Source organism: Tolypothrix sp. PCC 7601 (assembly GCF_025677855.1).
Lineage (GTDB): Bacteria > Cyanobacteriota > Cyanobacteriia > Cyanobacteriales > Nostocaceae > Aulosira > Aulosira diplosiphon.
In genome coordinates, this window is the sequence record NZ_CP064882.1 from 117949 (window position 1) to 137312 (window position 19364).

Here is a 19364-nt window from a genome sequence, read left to right on the forward strand (position 1 = left end):
TAAAACATTAAATTGCGCGTCTATCATTTTTCGATATTACTTATGGTTTTTGATTATATCCAGAAATATCCCCACCGGACAAAACAAATTTTAGTGATTAGTTAGGAACAGTTACAATCACTGTTGAATTGCGCGAGCAAGCGTCACAAAGAAATTAAAACCCACATTCCGCAGGTGCGATCGGAAAATGCTGTATTTTTGAAAATGACCTAAATAATGCTGCATTTTATGTGGGTTCGCAGATAAGATGAAATGTGAACAACGAAGTTATAGGGGTTTGAGACAACGAGATTCGCGCATAAAGTGAAATTGCTTGTGGCGTGACGGTTTGAGACAGGTAGCGAATTCGCAGATAAATTGAAATTTTCCGACTTTGATTTAACGACAGCCCAAATGCTTTTAAAAGCGTATTTTTAAAGTGCGATGAGCTTACTCTCTAGCATTCGAGCGATCGCCCACTTCTTGCCATAATCAAGCAGTTTTCCCACATAACATCGAAAATTAAAGTATAAATTGCCACTTATATTGCTATAAACACTAGGAATTACCCTGTTTAAATGTAAAATTTCACTTTATGCGCGAATTGGCTAGATAGCTTAAACCCTTACCTTACAGTCTGTGCTTTTACCCCCTGGATGACCAAATTGTGAATCATACCCTGACCAAAAATTAACGACATTTCAAGGGTTACAGCCTAAACATCACATAAAAGTTTGCATAAAATTATGGCCGCGTGTCCTAATTGTGAATCATAATAAATCCTAGAGTTGTCATAACGAAAAAGAAAAAACTTCTCCCGAATAATTCTCTAAAAATCACTCCTATGTACAACTTAGATGACAAAATATGGTTCAAACTGACTAAAATATGATTCAATTCGCGTTGATAAGTATTTTTAGGAGACTGTAGTGAAGCAACAAAGCCGTCCTTGTATCACATAGGTCACGCTCCCGGAGGTGAAGCTCAAATGAACGAATTCGAGTTTGAAGATTGGTGTAGGCAACAGCAACTAGCAACCAACACCATTGATTTGATTACACAAATCAGGAAATCCCCACCCTCACGTCGGGTACAAGGACGAACCAAGAACGTTTGTGGCGTGTACCCTAGTTCTAAAATGGGGGTCACAATTCAATTCGAGAGCCATACAGTGGAATTGTGGGCGATTTACTTGATGGAACACGACCCCAAAGTTTTAGAGTTCTACGACCAGCCCCCACCATTCAAAATCCAGTATAAAAATCAAGCAGGGCGTAATATAGGTCACTATCATACCCCTGACTTTTTTGTATTACGTCATGATGGTGCTTGCTGGGAAGAGTGGAAAACAGTTAAGGAACTAGAGTTCTTAGCACAAAAATATCCTGGGCGTTATCAAAAAACAGCATCCGGTCATTGGCGTTGCCCACCAGGAGAAGCACACGCATCACAATTTGGTCTAAAATACTGCGTTCGTACTGATGCCGAATTGAATCCCGTCTTTACCCAGAACTTGATGTTTTTGTCAGATTACCTGGGATTTAAATCAAATTTGACAACAGATGTACACTCGACAGTTCTGGCTTACCTGGAAGCAAATCCAGGAATAACGATTGCGGCATTGCTACAAGAATTAAATGATGTATGTGCCAATGACATATACATCATGATTGCAACTGAGCTTTTGTACGTGGATTTGTCTGCTGTCCCCTTAGTTGAACATTACAGGACACGATTATGGGTAAGTCAACAAAATCATGACGCTTATACACACGCATCTGTTGTAGGAGTAACTACAAAGAATACTCCCAGTAGTCCCACAACACTGCTACCTAACACAGCCCTTGAGTGGGATTCGGCGCTATGGACTTTAGTTAACTATGGCGAGACCACAACCACGCTATTACCAGAGTCAGGCTTCCCAATACAGTTGCCCACAGCATTTTTTCTCCAGTTATTCGACAGTGGCACCATTAAAATCCACAACGGAGTTACAGATGTAACAAGAAATGAAACTGTACGGACTTTAATGGAGGCCGCTTCTCCATCTCACTTAAAAGAAGCGAATCGAAAATTTAATATAGTACAAGCATATTTCCAACGCCATACAGATATCTATCAAGACATCAACCCACGTACCTTGCGTAGATGGGTACAACAGTTCCGTGAAGCAGAAGCAAGTTTAGGTTGCGGTTATGTCGGGTTGCTACCACGCACACATCAGCAAGGGAATCGTCAACCAAAATCGCCAACAGATTCAAGTGAATTATTAGATAAATTTATTAAGGAGCATTTTGAAACACCAAGACAAGCGACAGGCGCTTCAGTATATCGGGCGTATGTCAGAGCCTGTACAGCATTAAATATACAACCCCTTAGTAACCGCACCTTCTACCAGCGTTTAAAAAAACGCCCAACCCATGAGCAGACATTAAAGCGTCAGGGAGCAAAAGCCGCATACGCAACAGAGCCTTTTGTCTGGGAACTAGCTTTAAATACACGTCCTCACGGAAACCGTCCACTGGAGATAGTCCATATCGACCATACCGAACTCGATATTGAATTACGCTCACAAGCTACAGGTCGGTTACTGGGACGACCTTGGCTAACATTACTGACCGATGCTTATTCTCGGCGAATATTGGCAGTTTATCTGACTTTTGATGCACCTTCTTACAGGTCTTGCATGATGGGGCTACGTATTTTAGTCCAGCGCCAAGGTCGTTTTCCCTCAACATTAGTTGTAGATGGTGGCAAAGAATTCCACAGTATATACTTTGACACCTTGCTAGCACGCTACCACTGCACCAAGAAAACACGACCTGGTGGTAAACCCCGCTTTGGGTCGGTAATTGAACGATTATTTGGGACGACAAATACTGAGTTTATCTATAACCTATTAGGTAATACTCAAGCAAGTAAACAGCCGCGTCAACTCACCAAAACTGTTGACCCAAAACAGTTAGCTGTTTGGAATTTGGGAGATTTATATACTTACCTGACCCAGTGGGCTTACTCGATTTACGACTCAAATTATCATGACTCATTAGGTGCGTCTCCAGGCGTTGTTTATACCGAAGGGTTGTCAATCGCCGGAGAACGCTTACACCGAAGTATTGCTTATAACGAAGAGTTCCTCATGGCAACACGTCCTTCCACGCCCAAAGGTCAGGCGAAAGTTCAGCCGGGACAAGGGATTAAAGTCAATTATCTCTACTATTGGAGTGATGCTTTCCGCAATCCCAATGTAGAAAAAACATTAGTACCAGTACGCTACGATCCTTTTGATATGGGAGTTGCTTACGCCTATGTTGATGGGCGCTGGGTGAGATGTATCTCTCAGTATTACAGTACTTTCGTGGGACGCACTGAAAAAGAAGTGTTGTTAGCGGCACAAGAAATTAGGCAATTGAACAAACGTAGCGCCACGGCGACGAATTTGAATGCCAAACATTTAGCTGACTTCATTGCCAATGTCCAAGAACATGAAGCCTTGTTGCTGCAAAGATTGCGTGATTTGGAAAGTAAACGCTTACTAGACAATTTAACGTCTAGTAATTCTTCTGTTCCATCAGTAAACCAAGTTCATTCAACATTTGCTGTATTGGCACAACAGAGTGAAGATGTTGCATCGCAGCACGTACCATCTCGAAACGTTGAACCGTTGGATCTAAGTTCACTGCCAATATTAGCGGAATACAAATAGATGGATTTAAACAGGAACAGGAGCGATGACATAAACTTACTTACTCAATTTAAGGAGTATGCAGTTTTACATCCACAGTTAGCACGGGTAGATATGCTGCTCATGCGTGCGATTCGAGAACCTGCCGGATTTGCTCATGTGTTGGTGTATGGGCCAAGCGGTGTGGGCAAGACGACGATGATACGGCAAATTGCCCGACGTTTAAATGCGCCTCAAACTGAGGATTATGTATCAAATGACTCAAGCTACCGCAACGGTTATGTACCTCAATTACCTCTGTTACTGATAGAGACACGTCCACCTGACAGTGGGGTGTTTAATCGAACTGACTATTACCGGACTGCGCTGAAGCTTTTGAATGAGCCATTCTACGAGCGTCGTAGCATTGTAGACATTGATACGTCGGAGGCATGGGAGAAAAAAGGGCGTGGACGTACTAGCAAAACTTCCCAGTTTAATGATTCTCCAGAACTGCGCCACGCATTAGAAGAAGCGATAACCAAACGTGGTGTACGTGCGGTTATCCTGGATGAAGCGCAACATTTAATGAAGATTGGGACTGGAAGTAATGCTGGCAAGCTTTTAGACCAGTTGGATTGGATTAAATCCATGACGAATGTTACGGGTGTTTTACACATCCTGATTGGTACTTACGAACTGTTAAATTTCCGCAATTTAAGTGGTCAAGCATCCCGGCGCGGTCTGGATATCCACTTTCCGCGCTATTTGTACCAAAATGAACAAGACCGTTTGGATTTTCAAGCAGCGTTATTGGCACTCCTCAAGCAAGTACCTCTTGATACTAATATTCCTGAATTAATGCAGCATTGGCTTTACTTCTATGAACATTCTATTGGCTGTCTTGGAGTCCTAAAAGACTGGCTCATCAGAACTGTGGCGGCGGCATTAGATGATGGAAATAAAGCTTTAACTTTAAAACAATTACACGAACATACCCTAACGCTAGCGCAGTGCGAACGTATGGCAATAGAAGCGACTGAAGGCGAAGAAAAACTGAGCTATATGGAGAGCCGCCGCGAACACTTATGGCATTTGCTACAAATAGGAATGGGTTCAACGGATGTACCGACTAGTGCAGTCCCTCCTGAAACTCCGTTGGTCGGTAGTGAAATCACTTCATCGAAAACAGAGTCACCACCTAAAACTACATCGACTCGGAAAAAGCCAAACGTACCTGCACCACAAGAATTTACGACCACAACAGCAAACGAGATCCCCGTAGAGCCAGCCTTGAAGAAAAAGCAGACTCGTAAGAAAACTACATCTACTCAAACGCTTGAAATTACTGAAACGCCACTTAGTAATCCTAGTACTGACCTTCAGGCGATAACCCAGGACACGCAACAGCAAACAGATAAGAGTCCCCAGAAAAAGTCAGGCACACGGGTTGGACAACGCAAACCCAAGCGAGACACTGTTGGGCATGAATCGCCGTCAACAACATAATAATGATAATCATTGGGTGGGGGAAGAAGCTGCCGACGGCAGCTTCTTCCCATTCTCTTTATTAATGAGACAGGGTTGAGCTTTGCTCAACCCTGTCTCCCCCCAACTATACGATTATCATTCTTACAACTCACAACTAAATTATGAAGTATATCTTGTCCTAATGAGTTTTGAAGCATTTCGTGACCCTTTGGCAAAAATATCGTTCAAATCACACAGTCGATTTCACTTTATCCCTGTTTTGTCACTCTAGGCAGAGGAAAAGTAGAAATCTGGGTGACCAAGGAATATAAAAATTGGAGAGGTAAGCCTATAAACAATAGATTGGAGCTTAGAAAACCCCAAAGATAATTGAGGAATAGGAAAAACTGTTAACCAGGGGGAGATTAAATTAAATAAGGTAAAAGGTTGAATAATCAACCGGAGATTGTTAAGTATATTCTTCCAACCTTTTCCATCATCCCACCAGGGGTGTGAAGCAAACTTGAAGTTGGATTGTATTGGCATCTGAAATATTTGTTCTGAGTGCAAGCTAACCATGAGGTAAGCACTGCAAACAATCTCCCACCATTTTTCGATATCAGGATAATGAGTCAAACGATAATCTGCCCAACCTAGTTCATTCTTACTTTGTTTTAATCCATACTCAACCCAAGTTCTTAACCCATAAAAATTGCCAACATCTCTTGGCGTAATGTCTGGATATTTACTCATCACATACCAAGTAGAACTCTCAGGCAATTCTTCTGCATCTGTTGTAATTTGCCAATATCTAAGTCGTCCACGTTTTCCTGGGATTATTTCTCTAATAAAGCGATTCTCGCTGTTGAGATTTGAGAATACTCGTTTAAATCTATGCCATTTTAGGTATTGAATTCTTTGTCGTGGAAGTAGCTCTACATAATGATTTGACCTAATTGCAACTATATATTTCAAGTTCAGTTCATCTAATACGGAGATGAAATTTGTCTCACTTTCTCCATATAAGCTGTCTGCCAATACTAAGTTGAATTTAAAGCCCATCAACTGTAGCTTTCTCATTAAAATGGCTGCTATTTCTGGCTTAGTACGATATTTATCCCCTGCCTTTAATCTTTCTCGAGGTTTATAAACTTCAAATAGCAATGGAAATGTCATTCCACAGAAAACACCATACACTGTTACTACTACAATTCCATTCTCAGTTTTTCCCAAGTTTCCTATGTACTGCCTTTTGACATAATCTGTCTTGTTCCCTTTCTTTTTATCTCCTGTTTCATCAATAATTAAAATGATTGGTTTACCTTGAAGCATCTGTAAAATTAGTTCTAACCGCAAGATTCTGAACTGTTCTACTTGCCAAGGAGATGAAGTTAAAAAATGATGTAGTCCTTGATGGTTATCTAATCCTACAATTTTCGCTATTTCTGGTAAAGTTTTACGTTTTAATTCCGAAATACATCCTACATGTAGGTACTTAAAAGCCTCGAAGCTTCTAACATCTGAAAACAGGCTTTTATACCACTGACAATATTCGTCCACAAATTTCACTGTTGGTGCGGCTGGACGAGGCTGTACCATGCTCTGTGTCTTTGTTCTAGCGTTTATACATTCTTATACTACCGCGAGAGTGACAAAACAGGGTTATGCGCGAATTAGAGAGGCTGGAATCCTTATCCCTCTTTTGTCACTCTAGGCAGAGGAAAAGTAGAAATCAGGGTGAATCAGGGATATAAAAATTGAACTGGTGAGGCTATAAATAATAGATTGAAGTTTAAAAAAACCCAAAGCTAATTGAGGAATAGGAAAAACCGTTAACCAGGGATATATCAGATTAAATAAAGTAAAAGGTTGAATAATCAAACGAAGATTGTTAAGAATGTTCTTCCAGCCATTTCCATTATCCCACCAAGGATGTGAAACAAATTTTGACTCTCGTTGTGATGGAGACTGAAACAGTTGCTCCGAATGCAGACTAACCATTAAATAAGCACTGCAAATAATTTCCCACCATCGCTCAATATCTGGGTAGTGAGTCAGGCGAAAATCTGACCAACCTAATTCATTCTTACTTTGTTTTAACCCGTACTCGACCCAAGTTCTTAAACCGTAAAAATTTCCAACTTCTCTTGGCGTAATGTCTGGATATTTACTCATCACATACCAAGTAGTGTTATCAGGCAAATTTTCTGGATCTGTAGTAATTTGCCAATATCTAAGTTCTCCACGTTTTCCCGGAATAATTTCTCTAATAAATCGATTTTCCCGACTCAAGTCAGAGAATACCCTTTGAAACTTCTGCCACTTTAAATATTGAATATGTTGTCGTGGAAGTATTTCTACATAATGATTTGACCGAATCGCTACTATATAGTTCAAGTTTAGTTCATCTAATACAGATATGAAATTCTTACCACTCTCTCCATATAAGCTATCTGCAAGTACTAAGTTGAATTTAAAACCCATTGATTGTAGCTTTTTTATCAGTATTGCTGCTATTTCTGGTTTAGTGCGGTACTTATCTCCTGCCTGTAATCTTTCCCTGGGTTTATACACTTCAAACAGTAATGGAAATGTCATCCCACAGAAAACACCATATACTGTCACTGCCACAATTCCATTATCTGTTTTTCCCAAATTTCCTATATACTGCCGTTTCACATAATCTGTCTTGCTCCCTTTCTTTTTATCCCCTGTCTCATCAATAATTAAAATGATTGGTCTACCTTTTAGCACTTGTAAAATTAACTCTAACCTTAAGGTTCTTAACTTTTCTATATCCCAAGGTGATGTAGTTAGAAAATGATGCAACCCTTGCTGGTTATCTAATCCTACGATTTTTGCTATTTCTGGCAATGTTTTACGTTTTAGATCAGAAATGCAGCCTACATGGAGATATTTAAAAGCCTCGAAACTCCTAACATCTGGAAACAGACTTTTATACCACTGGCAATATTCGTCCACAAATTTGACTGTTGGTGCGGCTGGACGGGGCTGTACCATGCTCTGTGTCTTGGTTCTAGCATTTTTACCTTATTATACTACTGCCAGAGTGACAAAACAGGGTTATAAATTCGTAGTTTAAATTTCATCTTATGCGCGAACCCACACATCTTATGCGCGAACCCACACCACAGAGAATTGTGTATCAATAAGTATCAAAAAATATAAGTATTTTAACGATCGCTCTTTCGAGAAAAACTTTTTGGTTTACTGATGATGAATATCAACCATCTGATTTGGCTACTGATGAGGCGATTGAATTTTTAGCAGAGCTACTGACTACTCCTTTACAAATTGAACACTATTTAAATTTGGCTTTTGAAGAAGCTTTTACCATCTTGAATATGAATAATATGATCAGCAATATTCAAAAACCTATTGTCATGGGTAATCATTAAAATAGAAGTTTCTTCTTGTTTCACCAAATGATGCATTAAGTTAATAATATTTTGGGCAGATTTACCATCTAAAGCTGCTGTAGGTTCATCCGCAAGGATTAATTTAGGTTTATTTACTAAAGCACAGGCAATAGCGGCTCTTTGTTTTTCGCCACCTGATAAATCATCGGGGTAATAATTAATTCTATGGTCTAAACCTACCATTTCTAAAGTAGTATTTGATAGTTCAATCATTTCTTTTCTGCTATATTTAATGGGATTAAGCTTCAAAGACATTTGCAAATTTTGTTGAACAGTTAAACAATTAACAAGATTACTAGCTTGAAAAATATAGCCAATCAATCGTCTAACTTTTTTTCCTTGTCGTTGATTCATTTTTTTCAATTCATATCCAAAAACTTCAATACTTCCTTCTTGTACAGAACGTAAACCGCCGATTAAACTCAACAATGTACTCTTACCTGAACCAGAAGGACCAGTAAGGAACACAAATTCTCCAGTTTTTATTTCAAGATTAATATCAAATAAAACTTGAATTTTACTTCTTTTGGTTTCATAGTAATAATTGAGATTTCTTATATTTACTATTGTTGAATTCAACATTTTTGTGACCAAAATATTATTTATCTGCAAAGAGAATAAAAAGTTTAAAGTAGATTGATAGGATCAGCTTCTTTTAATTTATTTGTGGCAATTAAACTTGCTGCTAAACATACTCCCATCGTTAATAATAACACGATGATAGCTCTTCTAAAATCCATTGTTATGGGTAAAGATGTAGCATCTTTGGCAAGCTCATATATAAATAGAGAAATTATTAAGCCCTGAAGATAAGCTAAAATCGCTAAAAATATAGATTCTTGTAATATGACTATTACAAAGTAACTGTTTGTATAACCTCTGGCTTTTAATAAAGCATATTCTGGAAGATGAGAAGCTATTTCAGTAGACATAATTTGATACACTACTATAACCTGTACTATAACTGTCATAAATACAACTAAACTGAATACAAAGCCAATTGGAGATCTAATTGCCCAATATTGCTTTTCTGAGTCTATAAATTCTTGACGCGTTAAAAGTTTGAGGTTTACAGGTAAATATTTCTTATCTTCAAGTTTTTTTATAAAACTTTTTGGATTAACATTTTGTTTAAGTTGAATCACGCCGATATTAATATTATTAGGGTTGAGATAAGGAAAGATTTCTATAAAATTAAAACTGCTAGTAATAAAAGAAACATCGGAAACAAAAGAAGCTGTATTAAATTGTACTACATCTTCAATTCTTACCTTTTTTCCATCCAGTTTAATTATAGGAATTATTCCTGAATCATATTCCTTAATTAAAATACTATATTCAGGACGCGAATTTCTATCAATTAATACCACGTTAGGAATTTTTGCTTTATCAAGTTTTTCATTAAGATTTTCAACCTTAAAAGGAGAATTATTAATATTGACTCCAAATACTAAAACAAAAGTTTCGTTGGTAATATTTGGTATTTGTAGTCTTGAAAAGTTTAAATATAAAGAACTAATATTAGTTACTTCTGCTAATCCTTCTAATCTATATAAATAAGTTGTAGAAAAAGGTAAAGATTCATGTAAAACGTTAGTTTTTTTATGAATGAGAACCAACTCTCCTTTAAAATTTTGATGTATTCTAGTATTACTCTCATAAAGAGCATCTTGCAACCCCAGATTAGTTAATACTGTTGCCACCAAAATTGATATTCCACTTAATATACCTACCAAACGAAATTTATTTTTAGTTAATTGTAACCATGCTAAAGTAATTTCATTCATGATTTTTTCATAATCTTGGAAAACTTGACTATAAGCTTTAGCAATAAATTCTTTTATTTGTGCTAAAATCTCTGCTTTTATTTCTTCAGGAGAGCATTCTTTCGCAGGGTAAGCGCATTTCAAACCCTATTGACAAGAGGTTTTTAAAGCATGATCATGATGAGTAAGACTGGCAGCTAAAATCGTCAACATATAATTGTTATCCATAGCAGATCGATTTGATTTTTGACGATTACTTCGCTGGAACGATTGCTCCAAATTCAAAGCGTTAAGCGCAATTCGACGCAACAGTGACAGATTTTGTGGAGCATGGCTATGCGCTAACCATATGTAAAGGTGTTTTTTTTTCCCAGCGCTCTGTCGTAGGAGCCTTTGAGGGTTTTACCATCAATTGGGATTACTTGCGCTCCCGTGTTCTCAACTATTGATTCAACCCAACGCCTAAAACATTGCTCAAATACCAATGCATTTATACGCTCAAAAACTCGGCGAAACGTATCCGCACAAGGGATACCTTCTGGCAACTTTAAAAACTGTGACAACCACTCGTATTTACTTAAACCATAATTTTCCATATCTTCCCAGCCCTTGGCTCCTGCAATTACTGATAGTATGGCGATGATTAAAATATCAGTTAATAAATGCACACGATTTCTTTCTGCACGGGGGTCTTCTATTTCACTAAACATTGATGAAATCTTCGATGTTAAAGCGTTGGCATTCGCTACACTTAAAGCCTTTGACTTGGGAGCAGGAGGATGATTAGAAGAGTTGAAACCCGATGCCATAATACTGACCCTGATGTAAAATAGACGCTTTACTTTTTAGCGTACTACTTACTCAAATTTGATTCTTTCTGCATCTTTTGGTCAAATATTCTGTATTTTAAGCTACAAAATTATATGCGCTTACCCTGGTTCTGTGAGAATTTTAATATCTCTTTTGCCCTTCATAACTTTAACTTTATCTAAAAATACGGTAAATTGTTTTTATAGTTAACAATATATATTGTTTATATGTCAATACTTATAAGGCTTTCAGTCAATTTTTAATATATTTTTTAAGATAATTTAATGACTTCTGCTAATAATTTTGCATAATAGGTAATGAAGAGCCAAAAATTTAATAATCTCTTATTTCGACTACAAACCAGCCAAACATCCTTAATTGCAATTTAGCATAACTTTCAGGAATAATTTGATCGACTTTTAGCCAGGCATTTTCCACTAAATTCTTAGCATAATTAATACAATTATCCATAGCTCCACATTCCTCTAATAACTCAATTAACATGGGTAAATCCTCAGCAGATGCTCCCTTTTCAAGCCCTTGCCATAATTTTAGTATTTTTTGGGGATTAAGAGTTAAAAATCCTTGTATTACAGGAGCAGTAATTTTTCCCTCAATTAAATCCTCTCCTTTAGTTTTTAAACCTGAGCAAAACCCCCGTAAATTAATTACATCATCCATAATTTGAAAAGCAACTCCGATCGCTAAAAAATATTCTCCTAAAATCTCTTTTTGTTTAGAGGTTCCTTCGCCAAGTAAAACACCTATACGAGCAGCAATACTGGCAGGAAGTCCACTTTTAAGGCGATGAATAGCTAACATAGAATGCCAAACTTTTTGAAAATATCCTGTAGCTAAACATTCGGTTACAAGAGCTTGTAAACCTTGAATATCTAAACCTTGTCCCACATGACCACCTCTTAAAAACAAAAAATAAAGTTGATAAATTTCTAAGAGAGTTTTGTCAGAAATAGATGATCGTTTAAGTAAAGTTTCTGGAGCAAAATAAGCTGCTGTACCTGCATTAATAGCTGTAGGAATACCATAGATCGAGTGGCAGGTTTCTCCTCCACGACGCATTGAGGAGTTATCTTCTACATCATCCACAATAAGGCTACCCGTATGAATGAGTTCGGGAAAGGCTAGAAAATCTTCAAATTTGTGAGGATCACCCCCCACTGCGGCAATACACAAAAGCAAACCTAAAGAGCGCCAAGCTTTTCCACCACGATCTGTCATTGTCCGAACAGGTTGAATCAAGTTCTCGATAAAACTTTTTTGGGATACTCCTTCTAGAAATAATTCAAAACCTTCATCAGCAATTAAGCGACGGATATCTTCAAAACTTGGATTAAGAGGATAACATCTATCTACGGCATTTAATGCTTTTTTACTAACTGCTCGCAAATAGTTTTTATAATTAGAATATTGACACCCGAAGCCGACTTGTTCAACAAAACCGATTCCTTTGATATGGTGGTTTTCATAAGTGCCTTCTATTTGAACACTTCCTTTCCAATAAGCAGGTTGAGCAATAATAGAAATAATTTCTTGATTAGGTATTTCTGCTTTTAAGTATAGTTTGATCTTAAGTGATTCAATAGATAAGACCCAAGAAATACCATATTCAATAAAAGTCTGTGAACTTGTCCAAAATTCTGTAGTTCTTAAATTACCTTGATAATATTTTGTTTCTCCTTCAGGAGAAACAAAAAGTATATTTAGTTCTGAGTTGTCTTGACTATTTTGAAAATCAATTAAATTAGGATTATAAACAATTTCGGCATTATTTTCTAACTGAATAGCAATCCAAACCCACTGGTATTTATGTTCTTTAAATCTTGAATTTTCTTGAACACCACCAAATTTACGATCATACCAACCTAAACCTTCTACAGAATAAACTTCCTGACCTATTTGTACTGTTCCTGTTGCTTGCAAACGCGGAAGGGAATAATAAAACATTTGCAGATTATGAATAACTCCATATTTGCCATTAAAAATAGGTTCTTTTATAGGCTGAAGTTGCAAATTAAAACTATAATTTTCAAATTTACCATCAACATGATAGTTATTTAATTCATCTTTATATATATTGATTTCATCTATAGAATAATCCATTAATTCCTGGTTTATTTGAGGTATAGACTTACATTTTTGATCTGGTAATGGATATTCTCCTTTTTTCAATATTTCCTGTAAAGCCCGTTGCATATAGTCACTCTTATAGCGTGGTTGTAGATATTCAGCAATTACTTTTAAACCTTGAGAATCTCCTTTAGAAAAAGTGTGGTATTGCTGATTTGGAACATCTAAAAAAGAACAATGAATATGATGTAGCTGAATATTCCTTACTAAAATCTGAAATAAAGTAGTTGTAATTACAAATTTTTTATTATTTTTTTGAGAAACCAAATGAATATAAAAAGACCAAAATTCTGCTTTTGAACTGATATGGGGTAAGTCGTGTTTTTGTACATCTAATTTTTTGTTCTTAGCTGGCCATTCTTCTTGATAAATACAATATTTTTTAGTAGTTTCTAAAATCTCATTGACCATCTGTTGACGATTCTGAAGAGTTTGTTTTGGTAAGGTTTCAGATTCGTATAATAAAACAAAAATAGATAATTCTAGTTTTCTTCTGTGAGAACACTGTAAATTTTCAATTTTTTTCATCATTTCAATACTTAAATATTGAATCGATGATAAATCTTTAAAATAATTCTCAAATATGTTAATTGCTTGGTTAACACCATCTTCTTTTTCTAACTGCATCCCTAATCGTTCTGCATTTTGTCGATAGATTGGTGATTCAATTTCATTCAAAATATTAGTAAATTTTTGATTTAGCTCATTTGCAGAATAGTTTTTTAAGCTACCCAAATAAATACCTGCTTTTTCTTGGTCTATCCATTTACCCCACATACCTTGGTCAGCCCATAAAATTACTGGAATAACTACTGAAGGAACACCAGAAAGTAAACATTGGGCAGTAGTTCCTGACCCTCCATGATGAATAACATAACAACACTTAGAAAATAAGAGTGTATGGGGAACATAATCAACCCAATATGTCCGCTCTTTCACTGTTTTTGGGACATATTTTCCAATAGAAATACATCGCCTTCCAGTAGCTCTAATTGCATTTAATAGTGGTTCTATCCATGTTTTTTGGCTATAAACATCCATGCTGCCAAAATTTAAACAAATTGGGGGTGAACCTGCATTGAGATAGTTCTCTAATTCTTCAGGAATAAATAAACTCTTTGAAGGCTTCAATAGCCAGAAGCCTGTTGTATGCGATTTTAAACCAGGTAACTCTTGAGTAGGAAACAGGGGTGTATAACCATTCAAAACAAGAGTTTGTTTTTGTTGATTAAAACTAAGGTTATCAGTAGCTTTAAGAGGAATGGATAATTTATTATAAACCTCTTGTATTATTTGATAGCATTTCCAATTACTATGTACATAACAAACATTGGCATAATATTTTATATATCCTTCAAAAGGACTACATTGAGTATTTTGTTTGATAGAAAACGGCCACCATTTTAATTGAATATATGGTATTTTTAAATAATCAGAAACAAAATTATACAGTAAAAAACCAATCCCAATCATTAAACAGTCAATGGAATTAATTTGACAGCAATTTATTAGTGTATTAATTATTTTTTCAATATCTTGATAGAACTTATAAATACTATCACCAGATAATTCTGGTTCTTCAACCTGGTTCATTTCCCATACAATTGAAGTATGGTCTACGCCTAGACTAACAAAACTAAGGTGATTGGATTCTACTAAAGTTCGGTGTTCTTCTGTAGAACAAATCCACACATTGTATCCTGATTTCTGAAAACCTAGTCCTAAAGCAATACAAGGTTGAATATCTCCTCTAGTACCAAAGGATATAAATAATAAGTTTTTAGGAATTTTTCCTTTGTTTAACTGTGAACAGATATAATTTTGCTTTTTAATAAAACTTGGAATGAGGTTTAAAGATTCATTATTATGTGCTAGGGTTACTTTGACTGAGTGAGATTTTAAATTTAAAGGTTCTTTTGAATACAAAGAATAATTAAAACGCCGAATTAAATTTTCCCATTTTAAAATAGCTTTTTTAATTTCTTCATTTTCTAATTCCCAATTTTCCCATTCTTGCTTATTAATTGGTAAATTATAGTATTGAAAATCTATAGAATGAGAATCTAACTCTAAGTCTTGACAAATTTCATTTAAAATGATTTGAGGATTTTGCAGTAATTCTTCCCAATAAATAATTTTATAATTGGAAATATATTGACAATCATTTTGCCAAACTTGATGAGCATAAATCCAATGACGAATTAAATTTTCAATTTCAATTTCTGTATCGTCTAATATTTTATCAGTGGCATAGGCATTAGCAATAGGATGTCTTAATATAAAAATTTGATAACTTTGGGGAAGCATTGCGTTTATAAATCTGCTTCTGAGTATGTTTGATGCAGACCTTTCTAGTTTAATTGGTTTTGAACCACTCCAATATTGACCCCATTGTTTCAAAAGTTGTAAGCGATTCTCTTCTGTGACAAGAGACGAAGAGGCTGTTAAATGAGCATGGGGATTAAAAGCCCAGAAGCCAACACCACCAAAAAATTCATCAGGTAAATAAACATTTTGAACAAGCTGACCTTCAGTTTCAGTTATATCAATACCAACTTTGATATCTTGCCAGTACTTTTTATTTTTGTGAGTTTGACCATAATTATCTTGATACAAGGCTGATATTTGAGGATGCTGAGTTAGTAATTTTTCTAAAAAACTAGCACCACTATTATGTAACCCACCTATAAAAATATATTTGAATTTATAACTCATTTTAGTTTTTTTACTAACAAAGAATTTTCTCTTAGGGCAATTTATTCGATTACGGCATGTCAATATGACAACCTAGAAATTTCCGAAGAATAAAATATATCTGGAGTTTAGACTAAGCTATGGAAAATCGTACCAGTATATCTGCTGGAATGCTGGCAGTTTTTAACAAAAAAGGGGCACAACCATACTCACTGTCCCAAACTGAAATCGGTCTAATGGGTAAATGCTTACACACCTGTTTAAGTTGCCAAACCGCTTTCCCAATTGGACTTTCGCTACTTGTGATCCGTTCATGTCTCAAAGGTAATGCCCAACTACCTGATTTTTCTGGTATCCAGGCAATTGTCCTATATCCTTGACCAATGGTAATCGGTTTATTTCCTGCTATGGATGTGCCACTATGTTCGTAAGTCCTCTGTTGTAGCGTTACTGCATCTGACTTTGTTGGCGAATTCTGTAAGGTCAAATTTATGCGGCTAAAGCGGCGAAGCGAGAAAGACTCTTACCAAAGTTATTAGCTTCTGTCCACCACTGCCAAACCCTAACCAGATTCATAGCAGCAGCTGTAGTCTAGTTTTTTCAAAGCCTCGATAACGGCATCGACGCAATCCAAACACTCTTGTGGCTTGAGAAATAGTCCCTTCAACACCAGATCGTTTTGCGTACTGCTGTTTAAATTCAAGCGTTTGTTGCCGCTGATAAGCGTGAAGGGATGACGGTACATTTTTTGCTTCTTGGTTCCCCTCATCAACATTTCATGCCTTGCAAGTATGGTTACGTTTAAAAGACGACCTTTACGAGTTGTCTGTTGAATTTGTGTTGTTTCGTCTGGCTGATGCCAAGTTTCAGTATCAGCCAAATCAAACCGCTCACCGTATTTTTTGGGGCAACCACGTTTTTTATTTGACTCAGTTATAGGTGGAGACTGATAGAAAATACGATTACTACGGACTCTGGCTATCACCACCAAATTTTTGTGTTTGGACTGCTCAAACAGAAATGAACGTTGGCTATAGACGCTATCTGCTACTAGTACGCACAATTTCTCATGCCAAGGCAGTGATGAATCGCACATAATAGATTGAATTTGCTCACTTGCAACGTCAACACCACTTTGATGAAGCGACACCCTTTCTCCAGACAAGGGAATTGCCCAAGCGGCATGACCATCAGTCTCTTTTTCTGCTAGGACTGAGAGTACTGGACTTTATTATTCCTTTCCGCTTTTACCTGCTGAATCTGGTTTTAAAGAGAATATTATCAGTTTATGAAATCAATGAAGCGGATACAACATAAGAAGTGGCTCTTCATACTTGTCGCATTTTTATCTATTTTAGGTATTAGTATTATTTTAATTTTTAAAAAAGTATTAATATCGGTCGAGAAAAAACCTAGTGTTGGTTTAGAATCGAATTATAAACAAAAAATATTTCATATTAGTGGGTTAGGAAAAATTGAACCTCAAGGAGGAGTAATTACAGTTTCACCAACTTCTGCAATTCAAGGAATACAAGTAAAAAAAATCTTAGTTAAAGAAGGAGATTGGATAGAGTCGGGACAAATTATTGCTATTCTAGAAAACTATAATCGTTTAAAAGCTGTTTTATTACAAGCACAAACTCAAATGGCTATCTATCAAGCTAATTTAGATAAAATAAAAGCTGGTTCTCAAATTAGCGAAATTAATGCTCAAATTGCCACAATTGAAAGATTAAAAGCTAATTTACAGGGTAATATTAAAACTCAAAAAACAAATATTACAGAATTAGAAGCCCAACTGGAACTTGCTATTTCCGAATATAAACGGTATGAAAAACTTTATCAAGAAGGAGTTATTACTACCTCTGAATTTGATAATAAAAATTTAAGGGTTAAAATTTTTCGTGAACAAGTAGAAAGAGCTAAGGCAACCTTAGCACAAATGCTTAAAACAGGTGATTACGAAATTCAACAAGCTAAGTTTAAACTTGAACAAATTAAGGAAGTACCTCCAGTAAATATAGCTATAGCCGAAGCGGAGTTAAGAAATGCAAAAGCAGCAATTGTTAAGGCTGAAACTGATTTAGAATTAGGTTTAGTGAAATCACCAATAGAGGGGCAAGTTTTAAAAATTCATACCTTTCCTGGAGAGATAATTGGTACAAAAGGTTTAATAGAAATGGGTCAAACAAAAAATATGTATGTTGTAGCAGAAATATATGAAGGAGATATTAACCAAGTGAAAATCGGTCAAAAAGCTTTAATTGTTAGTGAATATGCTGGTTTAACTGAACAACTTGGAGGAAAAGTAGAGCAAATTGGTTTAAAGATAGGTAAAAATAATATTCTTGATCCCCAACCCGGTAGTGACAATGATACGAGAGTAGTTGAAATTAAAATTTTGCTTAATCTAGAAGATAGTAAAGTAGTCAGAACCTTAACCAATCTACTGGTTAGAGTAACTATTGAAATAGAGCAATCTCCATAAAGCTCATCGTAACTGCCCAGAGAGGTGTCGAGCCAATACCAGGGCGAACGCATCTAAATATAGTACAGAAATACTAAAATGAGAAAAAAGGTAGCGATCGCTCTCCAAGTCGCTTAAGTTCTCAGTATCAAAAGTAAGTTAAATAACATTGAAGTGACGATTCACCGTAAAATACTGGACTGTTTTTTATTTCTATGTGCTTACCAACTTATGCTCCAAAGTTGGTAAAATTAGCTTATACACCCCAAGGTTTTCAGGGGGTTGAGTCATGGCAGCACAAACCGTCCAACCATCGAAAGTTGGTAAAACCGAAAAACCAGAGCGTCAATCGCCTAACTCTCGCAAGTACTCCTTTGTCAGGACTAGGGAGCATTTGTTACCAGAAGAAGTTGAGTTGATGCGGTCAGCTATCAAAAAATCCAAGGGTCGCCACGCTCACCGAGATTCAACCATAATTTTGCTTTGCTACCGTCACGGATTGCGAGTGGCAGAGGTGGCATCTCTGCGCTGGGAACAAATAGACTGGAACGGTGGTACAATTTACGTGAAGCGAGTTAAAAAAGGCACTCCATCCACTCATCCTCTTTACTCTGAAGAAATTCGCTCTCTCCGCAAGCTTCAAAGAGATTATCCTGCTAGTTCCTATATTTTCCAGTCTTCTCGGCTTGGCCCGTTGGCACATGATACGATCGCTGGCATTGTTGAACGGGCTGGTGAATTAGCTGGTTTGCCTTTCAGAGTTCATGCTCATATGCTGCGGTATGGAACAGGTTATTATCTGGCGAATCGAGGCATTGATACCCGAACAATTCAGAGTTACTTGGGGCATAAAAATATTCAGCATACTGTTCGTTACACCGAACTTGCATCTACCAAATTTCATGGGCTTTGGGATGATTAATGCC

At 36.5% G+C, this 19364-nt stretch carries 10 protein-coding genes and 3 pseudogenes; 4 read left to right on the plus strand and 9 right to left on the minus strand.

The annotated features are described in order from the left end of the window. Window positions 1–967: 967 nt before the first annotated feature. Together HG267_RS38935 and HG267_RS38940 are read left to right on the plus strand one after the other, a co-directional pair. The gene (locus HG267_RS38935) at window positions 968–3685 is read left to right on the plus strand and encodes a TnsA endonuclease N-terminal domain-containing protein (protein WP_045874300.1); all 2718 of its coding nucleotides are present in this window, start codon (window positions 968–970) and stop codon (window positions 3683–3685) included. Beyond that, the gene (locus HG267_RS38940) at window positions 3686–5152 is read left to right on the plus strand and encodes an ATP-binding protein (RefSeq protein WP_045874301.1); all 1467 of its coding nucleotides are present in this window, start codon (window positions 3686–3688) and stop codon (window positions 5150–5152) included. It begins immediately after the preceding gene. Between the two features lie 249 nt (window positions 5153–5401). On the opposite strand, the gene HG267_RS38945 is transcribed toward HG267_RS38940, so the two are convergent. The 9 genes and pseudogenes from HG267_RS38945 to HG267_RS38985 form a co-directional block, all read right to left on the minus strand. Continuing rightward, window positions 5402–6712, minus strand: a complete 1311-nt coding sequence (locus tag HG267_RS38945) for an IS701 family transposase (protein WP_045874302.1) — start codon at window positions 6710–6712, stop codon at window positions 5402–5404. Between the two features lie 111 nt (window positions 6713–6823). Further along, complete coding sequence (locus tag HG267_RS38950) at window positions 6824–8134, minus strand: IS701 family transposase (RefSeq protein WP_096621593.1); 1311 nt, start codon at window positions 8132–8134, stop codon at window positions 6824–6826. A 305-nt stretch (window positions 8135–8439) separates the two neighbouring features. Continuing rightward, on the minus strand, window positions 8440–9135 hold the full coding sequence (locus HG267_RS38955; RefSeq protein ID WP_045874303.1) for an ATP-binding cassette domain-containing protein: 696 nt from the start codon (window positions 9133–9135) through the stop codon (window positions 8440–8442). 44 nt (window positions 9136–9179) lie between these two features. Continuing rightward, the gene (devC, locus tag HG267_RS38960; RefSeq protein WP_052335434.1) at window positions 9180–10463 is read right to left on the minus strand and encodes an ABC transporter permease DevC; all 1284 of its coding nucleotides are present in this window, start codon (window positions 10461–10463) and stop codon (window positions 9180–9182) included. 197 nt (window positions 10464–10660) lie between these two features. Further along, window positions 10661–11128 carry an ISAs1 family transposase gene (locus tag HG267_RS38965; protein ID WP_052335435.1) on the minus strand — a complete coding sequence of 156 codons (468 nt, stop codon included), beginning with the start codon at window positions 11126–11128 and terminating at the stop codon, window positions 10661–10663. Window positions 11129–11462: 334 nt separating this feature from the next. Continuing rightward, a complete protein-coding gene (locus HG267_RS38970; protein ID WP_096622351.1) occupies window positions 11463–15992 on the minus strand; it encodes a polyprenyl synthetase family protein in 4530 nt (1509 codons plus the stop codon). A gap of 127 nt (window positions 15993–16119) precedes the next feature. Next, window positions 16120–16434, minus strand: a pseudogene (locus HG267_RS38975) (transposase); the annotation flags it as partial. A gap of 109 nt (window positions 16435–16543) precedes the next feature. Next, window positions 16544–16639: pseudogene (locus tag HG267_RS38980) on the minus strand (transposase); the annotation flags it as partial. Window positions 16640–16803: 164 nt separating this feature from the next. After that, window positions 16804–17067 (minus strand): annotated as a pseudogene (locus HG267_RS38985) (transposase); the annotation flags it as partial. 201 nt (window positions 17068–17268) lie between these two features. Between HG267_RS38985 and HG267_RS38990 the strand changes: the two are divergent. After that, window positions 17269–18459, plus strand: a complete 1191-nt coding sequence (locus tag HG267_RS38990) for an ABC exporter membrane fusion protein (RefSeq protein WP_045874305.1) — start codon at window positions 17269–17271, stop codon at window positions 18457–18459. A gap of 268 nt (window positions 18460–18727) precedes the next feature. Beyond that, window positions 18728–19360: a tyrosine-type recombinase/integrase gene (locus tag HG267_RS38995; protein WP_063749853.1), complete on the plus strand. Its 633-nt coding sequence runs from the start codon at window positions 18728–18730 to the stop codon at window positions 19358–19360. Window positions 19361–19364: the final 4 nt, after the last annotated feature.